The sequence below is a fragment of the Alteromonas aestuariivivens genome (genome assembly GCF_003367475.1).
Lineage (GTDB): Bacteria > Pseudomonadota > Gammaproteobacteria > Enterobacterales > Alteromonadaceae > Alteromonas > Alteromonas aestuariivivens.
This window is the reverse complement of record NZ_QRHA01000001.1, coordinates 61133-75346: the sequence shown is the minus strand read 5'-3', so window position 1 is coordinate 75346 and position 14214 is coordinate 61133. Positions and strand designations below refer to the sequence as shown.

13 protein-coding genes and 1 tRNA gene are annotated in these 14214 nt (G+C 49.5%); 5 read left to right on the top strand and 9 right to left on the bottom strand.

What is annotated here, in order from left to right; translation table 11 throughout:
• Nucleotides 1–6: 6 nt before the first annotated feature.
• Together DXV75_RS00305 and pepA are read right to left on the bottom strand one after the other, a co-directional pair.
• Nucleotides 7–435, bottom strand: coding sequence for a DNA polymerase III subunit chi (locus DXV75_RS00305; RefSeq protein WP_115591237.1), 429 nt, complete (start codon nucleotides 433–435; stop codon nucleotides 7–9).
• Between the two features lie 6 nt (nucleotides 436–441).
• Nucleotides 442–1947 (bottom strand): leucyl aminopeptidase, encoded by a 1506-nt coding sequence (gene pepA, locus DXV75_RS00300; protein WP_115591236.1) that lies wholly within the window; start codon nucleotides 1945–1947, stop codon nucleotides 442–444.
• A gap of 269 nt (nucleotides 1948–2216) precedes the next feature.
• On the opposite strand from pepA, the gene lptF reads away from it, so the two are divergent.
• A complete protein-coding gene (gene lptF, locus DXV75_RS00295; RefSeq protein WP_115591235.1) occupies nucleotides 2217–3320 on the top strand; it encodes an LPS export ABC transporter permease LptF in 1104 nt (367 codons plus the stop codon).
• The gene (lptG, locus tag DXV75_RS00290; protein ID WP_115591234.1) at nucleotides 3320–4381 is read left to right on the top strand and encodes an LPS export ABC transporter permease LptG; all 1062 of its coding nucleotides are present in this window, start codon (nucleotides 3320–3322) and stop codon (nucleotides 4379–4381) included. The genes lptF and lptG overlap by 1 nt, the downstream gene beginning before the upstream one ends.
• Before the next feature lie 42 nt (nucleotides 4382–4423).
• Here the strand turns inward: lptG and DXV75_RS00285 are convergent, their stop codons facing one another.
• Nucleotides 4424–4903, bottom strand: coding sequence for an RDD family protein (locus DXV75_RS00285; protein ID WP_115591697.1), 480 nt, complete (start codon nucleotides 4901–4903; stop codon nucleotides 4424–4426).
• Between the two features lie 378 nt (nucleotides 4904–5281).
• Between DXV75_RS00285 and DXV75_RS00280 the strand changes: the two genes are divergently transcribed.
• Nucleotides 5282–5368 (top strand) — tRNA-Leu (locus tag DXV75_RS00280).
• A 129-nt stretch (nucleotides 5369–5497) separates the two neighbouring features.
• Here the strand turns inward: DXV75_RS00280 and DXV75_RS00275 are convergent.
• Both DXV75_RS00275 and DXV75_RS00270 read right to left on the bottom strand, forming a co-directional pair.
• Nucleotides 5498–6064, bottom strand: coding sequence for a DUF6933 domain-containing protein (locus DXV75_RS00275; protein WP_115591233.1), 567 nt, complete (start codon nucleotides 6062–6064; stop codon nucleotides 5498–5500).
• On the bottom strand, nucleotides 6061–6954 hold the full coding sequence (locus DXV75_RS00270) for a WYL domain-containing protein (protein WP_115591232.1): 894 nt from the start codon (nucleotides 6952–6954) through the stop codon (nucleotides 6061–6063). Before DXV75_RS00270 ends, DXV75_RS00275 begins: the two co-directional genes overlap by 4 nt.
• 668 nt (nucleotides 6955–7622) lie before the next feature.
• On the opposite strand from DXV75_RS00270, the gene nhaA reads away from it, so the two are divergent.
• Nucleotides 7623–9011, top strand: coding sequence for a Na+/H+ antiporter NhaA (nhaA, locus tag DXV75_RS00265; RefSeq protein WP_115591231.1), 1389 nt, complete (start codon nucleotides 7623–7625; stop codon nucleotides 9009–9011).
• A gap of 29 nt (nucleotides 9012–9040) precedes the next feature.
• Nucleotides 9041–9895 (top strand): transglutaminase family protein, encoded by an 855-nt coding sequence (locus tag DXV75_RS00260; RefSeq protein WP_115591230.1) that lies wholly within the window; start codon nucleotides 9041–9043, stop codon nucleotides 9893–9895.
• Nucleotides 9896–10437: 542 nt separating this feature from the next.
• On the opposite strand, the gene DXV75_RS00255 is transcribed toward DXV75_RS00260, so the two are convergent.
• The 4 genes from DXV75_RS00255 to DXV75_RS00240 all read right to left on the bottom strand — a co-directional run bounded on the left by DXV75_RS00255 (nucleotide 10438) and on the right by DXV75_RS00240 (nucleotide 14214).
• Entirely contained in the window at nucleotides 10438–10749 is a 312-nt protein-coding gene (locus tag DXV75_RS00255; protein ID WP_245953093.1) for a hypothetical protein, read from the bottom strand.
• Between the two features lie 79 nt (nucleotides 10750–10828).
• Complete coding sequence (locus DXV75_RS00250) at nucleotides 10829–12130, bottom strand: sulfite oxidase (protein ID WP_115591229.1); 1302 nt, start codon at nucleotides 12128–12130, stop codon at nucleotides 10829–10831.
• Between the two features lie 63 nt (nucleotides 12131–12193).
• Nucleotides 12194–13201 carry a YeiH family protein gene (locus DXV75_RS00245; RefSeq protein ID WP_115591228.1) on the bottom strand — a complete coding sequence of 336 codons (1008 nt, stop codon included), beginning with the start codon at nucleotides 13199–13201 and terminating at the stop codon, nucleotides 12194–12196.
• Between the two features lie 5 nt (nucleotides 13202–13206).
• Nucleotides 13207–14214, bottom strand: coding sequence for a TauD/TfdA family dioxygenase (locus DXV75_RS00240; RefSeq protein ID WP_115591227.1), 1008 nt, complete (start codon nucleotides 14212–14214; stop codon nucleotides 13207–13209).

Genomic DNA, 14214 nt, shown 5'->3' with positions numbered 1-14214 from the left:
TTACTCTCAATTCTCGGCCGACAAAAACTGCATGGTGCAGCCGGCCTGCTGATACTGTTTATAACGGATACGTGCCGCCTGCTTTTGTTCTTCAGGCTGGGGCACAAAATCGATAATGGTTTGGTGTTGCTGAGGTGCGCTCAGCATGGCTTGGCTTAAGTTTATCACGAAGGGGCGGCGGGAAAGCTGACTTTGCTGCCAGCAAATTTCAACCGGGGTACCGCTGCCAGGGCCCTCGCCAAACAGATTGTGCGGCACGAAGCGCTCCGCCGGCAACTGCCACAGTAACTCGTCCACCCGTTCAGCGGTTTGCTGATCCGGGCACAAAATACTGCAGCGCTGACGGCGACCGGCGGCATCTGCAGCCAGCGCACAAGCCTGCTTTGCGGCGGCATCATCCTGAGCCGACAAAGCGTAAAACGTCACCTGAGGCATAACGGCTTAATCCTCTTGCTTTATACCTGCACGGTTCATCAGAAACTGTGACAGCATGGGTACCGGGCGGCCGGTGGCGCCTTTGTTCTTGCCACTGCGCCAGGCCGTTCCGGCAATATCCAGATGCGCCCAGTTGTATTTTTTGGTGAAGCGGGACAGGAAACACGCCGCGGTAATGGAACCTGCAGGGCGGCCCCCGAGGTTGGTCATGTCAGCAAACGGGCTTTCCAGCTGATCCTGGTATTCATCCCATACCGGCAAACGCCAGGCCCGATCAGAACTTTGCTCAGAAGCGTTCATTAATTCGTGAGCCAGCGGGTTGTGCGTGCTCATCAGGCCGGTGGCATGGTGGCCCAAAGCAATGATACAGGCACCGGTCAGGGTAGCCACATCAATCACCAACTCTGGTTCATAACGCTCGACGTAGGTTAGAGCGTCGCAGAGTACTAAACGTCCTTCCGCATCGGTATTGAGTACCTCAACGGTTTGACCGGACATGGTGGTGAGAATGTCACCGGGGCGATAAGCATTGCCGTCGGGCATGTTTTCACAGCCAGCCAGAACACCAATCACATTAATCGGCAGATTCAGTGCTGCTACCGTATGCATTACGCCTAACACAGAAGCAGCCCCGCCCATGTCGTATTTCATCTCATCCATGCCATCACCTGGCTTGATTGAGATACCGCCAGAATCGAAGGTAAGCCCCTTGCCGACCAGAACAATCGGAGGCTGATTATCCGGCCCACCACGGTGGTACATGATGCTCATCAGTGATTCATTGTCTGAACCCCGGCCAACGGCCAGATACGCCTGCATACCCAGTTCGGACATCTGCGCTTCGTTTACCACTTCGGCAGTAACGGAATCATACTCCGCTGCCAACGCCTGGGCCTGCTGCCAAAGGTATGCAGGGTTGCAGATATTTGGTGGCAGGTTGGCGACGTCTTTGGTGGTCTTCGCCCCTTTGGAAATGGCGAGCCCGTGTTCGACGGCCCGCTCGCCCACTGTCAGTTCACGGCGGGTCGGAACGTTAAATACAATCTTGCGCAATGGGCGACGAGGCTCACCTTTCTTGGTTTTGAGTTGCATAAAGGTGTACAGGGTGTCTTCGGTGGCTTCCACCGCCTGACGCACTTTCCAGTATGTGTCGCGCCCTTTCACATGCAATTCAGTCAAAAAGCACACCGCCTCCATGGAGCCGGTTTCATTCAGCGTTTTGATGGTTTTGGAAATGATTTGCTTGTACTGGCGTTCATCCAGTTCCCGCTCCTTCCCACACCCCACCAGCAGTACACGTTCACTGAGAACATTCGGCACATGGTGCAGCAACAGCATTTGCCCGGCCTTGCCTTCCAGGTCTCCCCGGCGCAGCAGATTGCTGATGTACCCTTCGCTGATTTCATCCAATTGCTCAGCCACCGCAGTTAAGCGTCGTGGCTCAAACACGCCCACCACTATACAAGCGCTGCGTTGTTTTTCCGGACTGCCACTTTTTACACTAAACTCCACGATAATACCTCGCTATTGTTGCAGGGGTGTTTGCATGATAACTAAATACAAATAACGTTTTGCGCTGCTTTATGTTTTAATACGCAGCCTGACTTGCATGCTGACGAAGAAGAGCGCAAATTGACCAAATCGGCACCCGATAAAGGCGTCATTGCGCATGGGATTCATGCAAACGGAAAATGATTACAGGCAAAACTTGTAAAAACAGTAAGTTTACTCAAGATTGTGGTTTCTTTCACTAAAAATCCAAATTTTCCCGTAGGGCCGCGATGCTGATTTTTCGCTATTTGCTAAAGGAAACGCTGAAGTCGCAACTTGCCATCTTTTTTATTCTGATGGCCATTTTCATCACTTTACGATTTGTGCGGGTCCTCGGTGACGCCTCCGATGGTGACATCCCTGCCGGGCTGGTGGCGGGCTTTTTGGCTCTGTATGCGCCCATATTATCTTCTTTGGTACTGCCCATCAGTGCCTACCTTGGCATTATGCTGGCTCACGGGCGCCTGTACGTAGACAGTGAAATGACTGTAATGCGGGCCTGCGGTATCAGTGAATGGTACGTTGCCAGGGTGATGCTGTTTTTGTCACTGCTGATCATGGTCGTCACTGGAGTTATCACCCTTTACCTGTCCCCCTCTGCCGCGCAGAATGAATATGAATTGCGCGAAAAGGCCCGCTCCGAAGCCAGTTTTTCCGCCATAATTCCGGGCCGGTTCCAGCAAACCGGCAACGAAAAAGCGGTGATTTTTGTCCACGACGTTGACTCCGGAAATAATTCACTCAACCGGGTATTTCTCTCCCAGCACCAAAATGAACTTGGGGAGCAGAAAGTACGTGTGGTGTACGCCCAAAGCGGTAATGTGAATACTAATTCTGACGGCACCCGTACACTGGTGCTCAATGAGGGAGTGCAGTACGAAGGCGTTCAGGGGCTCAAAAATTATCGCAAAGTGGCGTTTGACGAATACCAAATCCAGATCAGCGATTCCAGCCCAGAGCAGCAGCGACGCAAAGTAAGTGTCCTTTCTACAGCTGAATTGTTGAACGACGATTCCATTGAAGCTCATGCGGAATTGCAATGGCGACTGGCAATCCCGCTGTCGATTCCATTTCTGGTGCTCATCGCCGTGCCCCTGAGTTCGGTTGATCCCCGCCAAGGGCGCTTTGGCAAAATGTTCCCGGCTATTCTGCTGTATCTTGGCTATTTTCTGCTTCTGCTTGCCAGCCGCCGCTTGCTGGAAGACGGTAAAATGCCTACATCCGTTGGATTATGGTGGGTTCATGGCATCATGCTGATCATTGGAGTGACCCTGATTGTTCGGGATCGTAAAACCGGCACCCAATTGCGGGCGAAATTACTGGGGAGGAAATGATGTTCAAGATCCTCGATTTATACATCGCCCGTACCTTGCTTGGCACTGTGACCGTTACCCTTTCCGTACTGATAGGGCTGAGTGCCCTGATCAAATTCGTAGAACAACTGCGCAAACTGGGTGAAGGCGACTACGACATGGTTGTAGCAGCGGCTTATGTTCTGTTGAGTTTGCCCCGTGATCTGGAGCAGTTCTTTCCAATGGCGACCTTGCTTGGCGGGCTAATTGGTATGGGCCTGCTGGCCAGTAACAGTGAACTGGTGGTGATGCAGGCGGCGGGTCTGAGCCGCTGGAATATTATTGGCTCGGCAATGAAGTCAGCAGTGGTCATGATCCTGTTTGTAATGGCAGTAGGTGAATGGGTGACACCGTTCAGTGAAGCCAAGGCCAAGGAACTGCGCACCCAGGCGATATCGGGTGGCAGCCTGTTTTCTTCCGATCAGCTGGTCTGGGCCAAAGATGGCGATCATTTCGTCAGCATCGGCCAGGTTCTGACCCGGGAGTCTCTGCAGGACATCAGCATTTTTGATTTCAATACCGACTTAACGCTGAATGCCATCACCTATGCCAAACAGGGCAGCTACGATGGTCAGGCCTGGTGGCTGAACGGAGTTTCCGTAACCACATTCAGTGAAACCGAAGTGTCGATAGCTGAACAACCCAAAGTTCGATGGAGCTCTACGCTGACTCCGGACAAACTGGGTATTGTGGCGGTAAAACCGGAGGCATTGTCCATTCAGGGGCTGGCTGATTATGTCAGCTACCTTGACAACAACGATCAGGACTCCAGTCGCTATGAACTGGCGTTATGGCGTAAAATTCTTCAACCAGTATCAATATGCGTTATGTTGCTGATGGCTTTGTCGTTCATTTTTGGCCCACTGCGCAGCGTAACCATGGGTGCCAGAGTGATTATGGGTGTACTCACCGGCTTTGGCTTTTTCATCACCAATGAAGTGTTTGGCCCATTAAGCCTGGTTTACCAGTTGCCGCCGTTCCTGGGCGCGCTGCTTCCCAGCCTGCTGTTTGCCATTGTGGCCACCTTACTGCTGCGCCGGTGAATGCTGGCTTAGACGACTTGTAGCCTGCAAATTGCAGCTCCACTACCAGTTTTTATGGTGGTTGGCTTCTTTGGTTAGTTTCAGCACCTCGGTTCTGGCAACACGGTCTTGCAGTGCGAGTTTGTTTTTGAAATCCACCAATACCAGCAAGGTGCCCAAACCCAATAAAGAGGAAACCAGTCTCAAGGCCAGCCGTGACCAGGTCATCGGCTGATCGTCAGTGCTGTAAATCCTTAAACGCCACGCCCGCATTCCTATCGTCTGACCGCCCTTTTTCCAGAACCACAGAAAGAAACCCGCTACCCACAACACAACCCAACTCTGGAGCAGGATTTTATAACCCAAAGAAGCCTGTATCAGGTCTGCAGGCTCTGCATAGCCCTGCAAATCCAGCACGCCGTTTTTCAACAGCACAATCATCGGGACAAGCATTACCATGGCGGCACACATGCCAACCGCCGTAGCTACCAGCGTATCGTAGACCATGGCGAGCAAGCGGCGAAAAAAGCCAGCGCGGGGCATATGTTCTGATTCTGCCCCATCACCAGACTCAACCTTGATTTTGTTAATGTGTTGCTGTTTATTCGACACTGCAAACAACCCGTTAGATAACCATTAAAAAATTGGCGGTTAGTGTGCCATAGCCAGCATACAGCCTCCACTTGAACTTGATTCCGGCTTTCTCCATGTTGCAAATGGCAATCAAAATTTTCTGCTGGAACAGCCCACAGAGAAAAATGATCCCGGTGTTAAAAATTGAAGATCATCAAAATCCGAGCACATTTTGACCACTTGTTCCAACACCTGCAAAAAATCTTGTTAAAAGGCTTGCCAGCGAATCAGACATAGTTATAATTCGCAGCCTAACAACGCAAGTGTTAGTCAAGCACAGCTATCAATGCCAGAGTGGCGGAATTGGTAGACGCAGCGGATTCAAAATCCGCCGCCCGTGAGGGTGTGCCGGTTCAAGTCCGGCCTCTGGTACCATAATCTGGTATCAAAATTTTGAAAGCAGTGCTCACATCAAACCGACGAAAGTCGGTTTTTTTGTGCCTTGTCATGGCGCCTTGCCGTCAACCAGAGAACTTTGTTCCAATATTCCTTGCTAAACCTTCCCTAACGGAGTGTTTGTGCTTTAGACGATGTCTGTTCTGACAACTTTTCTAGTAATGCCGCCATTTCCCTGACTGGCCAAATGTAATCTTTCTGACCTTTAACTCCGCAGGGCCTATGGCTTAAGTCTGCGCTGTATCGGTACGGGCTTATATCTGCTACCGACATGCTCTTGTAATACAACCCGTAATCAATTTCCTGAGCCACCTGATTCATCGTACCTTGTACCGAACGATTGCAGTTTGTATCGAACCTGAGTGGCTGGTAGTTCGTCGCAGCGGAATTAACGAGCTCAGACGGCATATCGCTTTTCAGCAAGGTATTAATCAACACATCGTTAAAATGCCAATCAAGACTAGCGAAATCTTTCTTGGTCAGGCATGGAATAAACAACGTGAAACGTGTTGTATCGTGCACTGCAATTACACATTGCCTGCGCTGAATAGTGATGAGATTTGCATGCCAGTTTATCCACTGTGCCTGAATGCCTATAGCTGTAGCTGGTTGCTCTGCAGCTTTTACTTTCTCAGGTAGCTTTGCATAGAGCTTCTTGGTGCAATGGAGGATCACGTTTGGCCTCCATTGCTCTGTTCTTTCGTTATATACCCGGGTGCAATTGTCAGGTTCGGTACATTGTTTAAAGTGAATCGATTCAACAACCAAAGCTGATATTCAGGACCTCGCAAGATTCCGCGCTCAGTACAGTCCACATTCCACCGTCGCAACAGGTAACCTGCCATTGCCGCTCTTACTTCAATAAGCAGTTGCTTGTTTTCCATGCCGTAATCCATTTCAATCGCGGTGGGATGCTGAACATTTTTTGGATGTGGCACAATTTGAAGCGGAACAAGGCACTGCCATTCAGTATCTGCTTGGGCGCTTTCTTCCGGATCAGGCATGTCTTTAATCGTTACTTTGCTAATTCGCGTTAACACGAAGTCCCGGAAGCTCTGACTTTTTCGATCAAAGGCGCGAACGTGCCAGCGTAGGCCATTATCTACGATGGAATGCGGAACGAGTTCTCTTGCACCTGAACCACTAGAAAGTGAGGTGTAAATGATGCTGACCGCTTTGTTATTGAGAATGGCTTGCACCAGACGTGCAACGATAAAGATGTCTGGCACATTGAGACTGGATGGCGCTTCAACAGGAAAGTGAATATCGCCGATGGCATCGAATCCATCTGATATATTATTGGCGAGCTTGGTTAAGGTAATCTTTGCATCGTGTTCAAAAACGGGCTTAAACTCCGTTGTCTGCAAGTAGCGTTTCTCTCGCGAGTCGTAAGACAAGTTATCCGGCGCAAGCTCTTTGTAAATACTGAAATCGCGTGAGCCTGCCGACAAGCCGACCTGAAAACGGCTAATTAAGTCCTGACGATAAATTGAGCCCTTAAACAACAGGCAGAAATCGATATAAGCAAGACGTTGTTTCTGAGCAAAACCGATGGACTCAAGCATCATCCCTTTTCTTTATACTCATAATTTTGCCCAGCATGGTTCATTTTAAACCGGTTGTAAAGCCTATAGATTATTAACTACTGAGCAACCGCTTTCAGCGAGGGTATGCCAACCGCCTTGTTTACCCCAGATTTAAAACCATGACCTATGTGTGTTTTCCTATTACACTTGTAAGCGGATGTTCCGGTTTTGGAAATAGAAAATGTACGAAGAGCAAGTCACTGATGTACTCAAAATACATGAGTGCGGCTTAAAACAGGGTCTGTTTTGTCGTTAGTATCAAATCTCGTCCAGCGCACTTTTTAAAGCTGAACACCCAAGTTCGATGATTTGGACGCCACCAAAACCAACCACTCAAAAGATTCAGAAAACGAACACGCCAACAAAACCACGTTATTTTGTTGAAGGAAAAACAAGTGGATCTCAACTTCGTCCAACCAGCTAAGGTTCAGCGGACGATTTCGCACTTACTGTTTGAATTAGAGCCGGTTTACCCGCGAGGGCAAGGCCCGAGAGAAAACTAACCCATGATGCGCTGATTTCGATCCTGTCCGGCCACACACTTAACTGAGTTATTTGCCGCCCAGCGTATACGCGCTAAAGGTGACTCAATCGATAGGAACTCTCACTCAACGATTAATAATAATTCAGGTAAAAGGTCAGTCCGAATGACACTAAAGAAGCAACTCAGATCATTACTCGCTGACAAAAGGGGTCAAGCAGAACAGTTACCGCAATCGCCGATAGACTGGTTATCACAGCCTTTGGCTCGTTTTCTCAAAATAGAAGCGGCGGCAGGATTGGTGTTGCTGTTCTTTACCCTGCTGGCCCTTTATCTAGCCAATTCCTCGTTTAGCGCACATTTTGTGGCTTGGTGGGAAACATCAATTGGTTTCAAAGTGGGTTCGATAACCATCGAGCATTCGTTACACACCTGGATCAACGATGCGTTAATGACACTGTTTTTCTTTCTGATTGCCCTGGAGCTTAAACGTGAACTGGTACTCGGAGAGTTGCGCAAGCCTAAGCTTGCGATGTTATCTGTAGCTGCAGCAATTGGCGGCATGCTTGTACCAGCTTGTATCTATGTATTCTTACAACTGGGTGAGCCGGGCCAGCATGGCTGGGGAACAGTTATGGCAACAGACACAGCGTTTGTCATTGGTTGTCTGGCCCTGCTGGGTAAGCGCATTCCCAAAAGTCTACGCGTGTTCATGCTTTCACTGGCAATTGTCGATGACTTAGGTGCAATCATTGTTGTTGCTATCGGCTATGGCAATACCATCGACTTATTAAACGCTGGTTTGGCCTTAGCAGGCTTTGCCGCCATTAAGCTAATGTCCCTGTTAGGCATCCGAAGTATTGTCTTATTTTTCATTGCCGGTGCCTTTTTATGGGTACTGGTCGATGCCTCTGGCATTCACCCCACCGTCACGGGCGTAGTTCTAGGATTGATGACACCTACGACTAAATGGGTCAGCGATGAACGTTTACACAATATCGTCAATGCTCTTTGGGCCCACCCAGAAAGCGGTCACAAACGAGACCATCACATAAATACCAAATTATTAAAAACGGCTGAAGCTGCAGCTCGTGAAGCATTGTCACCGGTCGAGCGACTCGAACTCATGCTTCACCCATGGGTTGGCTTTCTAGTAATGCCCTTATTTGCCTTTGCTAATGCCGGCATTCCGTTATCACTGCAGGAGATGTCCGCTGCAATTTCTATGGCAGTGTTTATTGGATTTGTTGTTGGAAAGCCCCTCGGGATCTGTTTGTTCAGCTGGCTCGCTGTGCAATGCGGGCTGGCAGAGCGCCCCTCGGATTTATCATGGAGTTTGATATTTGCGTGCGGGGTTTTAGCCAGTATTGGTTTTACAATGGCAATGTTTATTGCCAACCTTGCGTTCGCACCTGAACACATTAACGCAGCCAAGTTCGGGATACTTTCCGCGTCATTGTTTTCAGCGACTCTGGGTATCGCTTTGTTGTTTATGGTCACCAAAAAAAATGATACTCAATTTGAACAACGCACCATCAACACTGATGCACAGTGACAAGATGAAAAATTCAGGCGAATAGGCGTATGAAACGGTTTAAGGTTATACATCAAACAATTTATGAATATTCCACCCCTGTAGAGCTTCAAGTCCATACTCTGCGACTAAGACCGCGGGAGGATCACGATCAACATATCGAATCATCTCAGCTGAATATCAACCCTCACGCAAGCCTGCGTTGGCATCGGGATGCGGAGAGCAACTCAGTGGCCATTGCCACGTTTTCCGAACCCACTGATCGTTTGGTGATTGAAAGCACGACGACTGTTCAAAAATACGATGTATTGCCTCATGACTTTTTAATCTCAGATTTTGCTGTCTCGTTTCCGTTTGAGTATGCTCAAGAAGACCGAATAACGTTGATGCCGTATTTACGTAATGAGAGCACAGGCAATAACCCCGAAGTGGATAACTGGATAAACAGGGTTTATTTACAGCGGCAGTCTATTCAGACATTTGAACTTCTTCTGTTGTTGAACCAGCAGATTTATAAATATATTCAATATGTTAAAAGAGATGATGAGGGAGTGCAAAGTTCGTCCATCACGCTCACTACCAATAAGGGTTCTTGCCGCGACCTGGCCAGCCTTTTTATTGATGTTGTTCGTCATCTTGGGTTTGCAGCGAGATTTGTCAGTGGTTACGTCCACACCGATTCTTCAGGTGACCTTCCTGAGACCACTCACGCATGGGCTGAAGTATTCATTCCCGGGGCAGGATGGAAAGGATTTGATCCCACGCATGGATGTTTAGTAGGTGCCCGGCACATCGCAGTAGCCGTTAGCCGACTGCCTGAACTGGTTCCACCTGTATCAGGCGCATTTTGGGGTGCACCCGGCTCGTTTCTAAAAGTGAATGTATGGACGACTGACGTGAGTTAATGTGAGGGTCGTTCAAATGTTTGGTTTCTACTTCGACGACCAGGCAAGCCCCACTTCTGGCACGCGCACTTGATATACGCTGCAGTCCGCTGTCCACTTCCCCTAAGATCCGCTTCCCATTGAAAAGTGATCCAGGTTCTAGCTCCCTTGATCGAAAGTACACCTTCATACGATAGCGAAACTTGACAAAGAGGGTTGGTTCAAATCTCGATGCAAGCGGTGAATCAGATTTTACTGCAACTCAAAAATTAGCATCAATAGAACTATCATCAAGTATACTAGATGTGAGTGCTATCTGTGGGAAAAGAGAATAGCTTTGCCAAAGCTTCTTGTTTAGAAAGTAACTCACTGAATTTACATTACTACTATAGACACTAACTTTTCAAAATCTGCCGGTGGTAACACGGTGCCGTCAGAAAGCTCGGCTCCGCCAAGCCCTGCCTCTTGAACCATAGTCTGGTATCAAAATATTGAACGCAGTGCTCACAAACCGACGAAAGTCGGTTTGATGTGCCTGAAAATCTACACTCCATCTGTTAAGTTTAATCTCTCGGCATCAGGTAAGGTGCCAGCGGTGGACGCCGCGCGCTAGTTTTGGGCCCGTACCAGGTGGAAAGGTAATCGAGAATAACCGGCTCAGCGTCACCGAGTGGCCACAACTTTTGCGTGTTTTGCATCCATCGAATGATTTGCAACCACCTTTCACGGCTCATAGCATTCTGGGTTATGAGTGACGGCGAATGGCATGCACTGCAATGAGCAAGCACCAAACTGAATCCATCAGCCTTTATCAGTCCTGATTGCTGGTCTATCTGCGTACCCGGATTCACTGTTGGCCCGTTATCATTAGCCATCAGAGCGGCCGAAAATATCATGGATAGAAAGGCAACTGGCAATAACAAACGGAGTCTCATAGCGTCATTCCCGATTTGCTCATACCACAACACTGACAGCTATGCGGTGACACGCATTATTCAAATAGCCTTTCGGATTCCAGCCCGGCAGCACCATTGGCTGAGTACGCCCATTTTGATCCTCGGCTTTCGCCCAGATTTCATAATATCCTTCACGCTGAAAGGTCATTTTTGTACTAAAGTGCTGCCAGGCATGCCGGTTTACAGGGCGGGTAAGCGTTGCCAGTTGCCATGTCTGGCCGAAATCAATGGAGGTATATACCTTTTCAACCGGAGTCTCGCCACACCAGGCGTGCCCTCTTACTTCCAAAGCCTGAGCCAGTTTATGCTGAATACCGGACTGAGGGTAAGTAATCAGTGACTTCACCGGCATCGCTTCAATAATACACATGTTTTCATCTGCCACATCCGCTCCGGGTGCGATCGGTTTGCATGGCATACGGTACGCCTTGCCCAGCATTTTTGCACCATCATGAACCTGATTACGAACCACGATTTTCTTAAGCCATTTACCCGAGGTCGATGCCGGCCAGCCGCCGAAAACCAGTCTCAGCGGAAATCCGTTCATAAGCGGCAAAGGCTTGCCATTCATTGCCCAGGCTATCAGGGATTCGTCCTCCATTGCTTTATCAACAGGTACGCCTCTTGATATCGCCGCTTTGCCTGGCGTTCTGCTCAAATGCTGATCATCACCGTAATAGCCAATGTAGACTGCATCGTCTTTTATACCCACGGCGTCCAGTACGTCTTTCAAGCGCACACCCGTCCAGCTGGGGCACCCCACTGCCCCAGTCGTCCACTGGTTACCGGTGGCTGCAGGCGAAAACTCTGCTCGCCCGTTGCCACCGCATTCGAGCGTTAACTGGTAGGTATAGTGCTTGAACTGTTGTTTCAGTTCATTGAGGGAGAATGTTCTGGATTGTTTTGCTGACTCACCTTCAATGGTAAGGGTCCAGCTGTTGGCATCGGGGCTTTGTGGAACGATGCCATTATTGCGTACGAAAAAACGCGACGCCGGTGTAACGTCGTCGTCAAGTAAATGAGCAGGTGTTTCAGCATTGACTGGCCGATCGTTAAGTATCACCAGCCCGTCTTTGCCTTCGATTACAAAGGGTGAATCCGACTGTGCAAATGCAGCAGGGATCAACCCTGCTGGCATAAACTGTCCGTACACAATCTCAGCGCCCAGCAGCAGCGACATTGATTTCAAACCAGAGAGAAAACCCCTTCGCGTAACGCCGTTAGTGGTTCTGCCAAACACACTTTCGTCCGCTTTTACCGGGTCTTCTGCGTAGAGTTCATGAAGGCCGCGTCTTTTCACTGTTCACACCTCGTTTTGTGAAAGCCTGCTTGCGAACGCGAGCGAAAATCGCCCGCGAATCGCTTATTTGATCAGGTACAGGTAGCCAAGAATAAACAGCCCTATCCAAAGGGTTTCAGTGACTATGATGACAATCGGAAGCACGCCCACCTCAGCTAGCTTGCCCAGGTTTGACTTCATGCCAATTGCAGTAATGGAAACCACAAGGAAAAAGCGCGAGATTGAGGTACCCGTTTCAATCACCACGCTGGGCAGAGCAACAAAACTGTTGAGTAACATCAACAATATAAAGCCCACCAGAAACAGCGGCATTTTTGGAACGTTTGCGCTGTCAGCCTGGTTTTTTGCGGTATAGAATCGCTTTATCACCATCATCATAATGATGACCACCGGCACGAGCATTGCCACCCGTACCAGCTTGGTTAAAGTGGCCATATCGCCGGCATCCTGTGATACCGAATAACCCGCCCCCACAACCTGTGCAACATCGTGAATAGTGCCGCCCAGGAAAATACCCGCCTCGGTGTCGTTCATCCCCAATTGATCAACCACAATGGGGTATACCACCATGGCGATGGTCGACATCGCCGTCACGCCAATAACGGTTAGCAGTGTGTCGCGCTCATGATTTTCTCCCTTGGGTAAAATGGTCGAAATCGCCAGCGCTGCGGACGCACCGCATATGGAGACAGACCCGCCCGTCAAAGCACCAAAGCGCTTTTGAAGCCCAAGAAATTTCGCCAGCACAATGCCAAGTACAATGGTGAAAAATATGGCCCCGGCTAACCAAAGAGCGGTCTTCCACCCCAGCACGGCTAAATCGCCCAGTGCTATTCTCAAGCCCAGCAAGACAACGCCCGCTCGCAACAAGGTGCTTGCGGTAAACTCAATACCACTCGCACAGGGCTTGTCATCCTGGTAAAGGAATGACACCGCCATTCCCAGCAACAATGCGAACAACATTGCAGGCGCGTGGTAGTGTTCACTCAGAAACAACGCAGCCATTCCCGTGATGGCGGTAATACCAAGGCCCGGCCAGATGTTCCTGCATTTTACCGCAAGGTCATGCATCGGAGTTATCGCTCAGATGCAACTAACGCCACCAGCACCACGCGCTTTCTGTCTCCAGAATAGGGGCGGCGACCGTGCATGGCCCGGTAGTTATCCACTATGGCCACATCGCCATCCTGCCATGCCAGATCGAAGGTAAATTCTTCAGCCAGCTCAGCGATACGTTCGAGACCATCTTTAGGAATGGGGCTGCCATCACCAAAAGTGATGGTTGGCGATGGGTTTTCCCGCACACCATGCCACCCCATATAGGCTGCAATAAGCTGGTTGTAAAACACTTCAGAACCGTCGGCCAAATCAATCACCGCCGGAAGTGCAGGTGTCACTGCTTTCAGGCAGCCATCCTCCAGCCACTGCCAGCTGTAACCCAGCTCTTTCAGCTTAGCTTCCGCATCATCAACCGTTTCTACGCTCAGCGTACTTTTCCAGCTTCGGCCCTGACCTGAATTTGCATCATTAGCTGCTGGCATCACAGTGGTGTATTTAACCCCTTTCTCCTTGAATTCGCTGGCCAATTTCGGGCTTTCAACTCTGAGCGCGGCAAACAGTTTGTCTGAGCGACACAATGGTGTTGCGCCACCTTCCTCTGCGGCCGACTGGCAAAAGAAAAACAGCTTGCTCGGTGAAATAGGCGTTTGTGCCATTTCGTGATGTAAGAAAATCTCAACATCCTTGGGCGCTTCGTTCGCGGTAAAAACACGCTCAGTGAAGTTAATGCGCACCGCGTTAGAGAGCGATTCCTGGTAGGTGAAGTTAGGATAACCGAAAGCGGCAGAAAAAACGTCAAAGGTTTCTGCCGAGTCAATAGGGAAACCTCGAAATAAAAGCGCACCGGCCTTAGCAAGTTTCGCCTCCAATTCCGCCTGATTCGCCTGAACAAACGCTACGGTTTCCGCTAGCGTTTTACAGTTTGCATTGTTTACGACTATTTGCGGAAACACATCACCATCATAAGTGTGCTGAGTGTCAACCTTCGCGTATTGAACACCGGCATTGCCATTGACTTTATTCAT

Bases quoted from the DNA above. Each gene is read 5' to 3' on its own strand.
- DXV75_RS00305 (WP_115591237.1), bottom strand. From the start codon at position 435: ATGCCTCAGGTGACGTTTTACGCTTTGTCGGCTCAGGATGATGCCGCC.
- lptF (WP_115591235.1), top strand. From the start codon at position 2,217: ATGCTGATTTTTCGCTATTTGCTAAAGGAAACGCTGAAGTCGCAACTT.
- lptG (WP_115591234.1), top strand. From the start codon at position 3,320: ATGTTCAAGATCCTCGATTTATACATCGCCCGTACCTTGCTTGGCACT.
- DXV75_RS00285 (WP_115591697.1), bottom strand. From the start codon at position 4,903: ATGCCCCGCGCTGGCTTTTTTCGCCGCTTGCTCGCCATGGTCTACGAT.
- DXV75_RS00270 (WP_115591232.1), bottom strand. From the start codon at position 6,954: ATGCTTGAGTCCATCGGTTTTGCTCAGAAACAACGTCTTGCTTATATC.
- nhaA (WP_115591231.1), top strand. From the start codon at position 7,623: ATGACACTAAAGAAGCAACTCAGATCATTACTCGCTGACAAAAGGGGT.
- DXV75_RS00260 (WP_115591230.1), top strand. From the start codon at position 9,041: ATGAAACGGTTTAAGGTTATACATCAAACAATTTATGAATATTCCACC.
- DXV75_RS00255 (WP_245953093.1), bottom strand. From the start codon at position 10,749: ATGGCTAATGATAACGGGCCAACAGTGAATCCGGGTACGCAGATAGAC.
- DXV75_RS00245 (WP_115591228.1), bottom strand. From the start codon at position 13,201: ATGCATGACCTTGCGGTAAAATGCAGGAACATCTGGCCGGGCCTTGGT.
- DXV75_RS00240 (WP_115591227.1), bottom strand. From the start codon at position 14,214: ATGAATAAAGTCAATGGCAATGCCGGTGTTCAATACGCGAAGGTTGAC.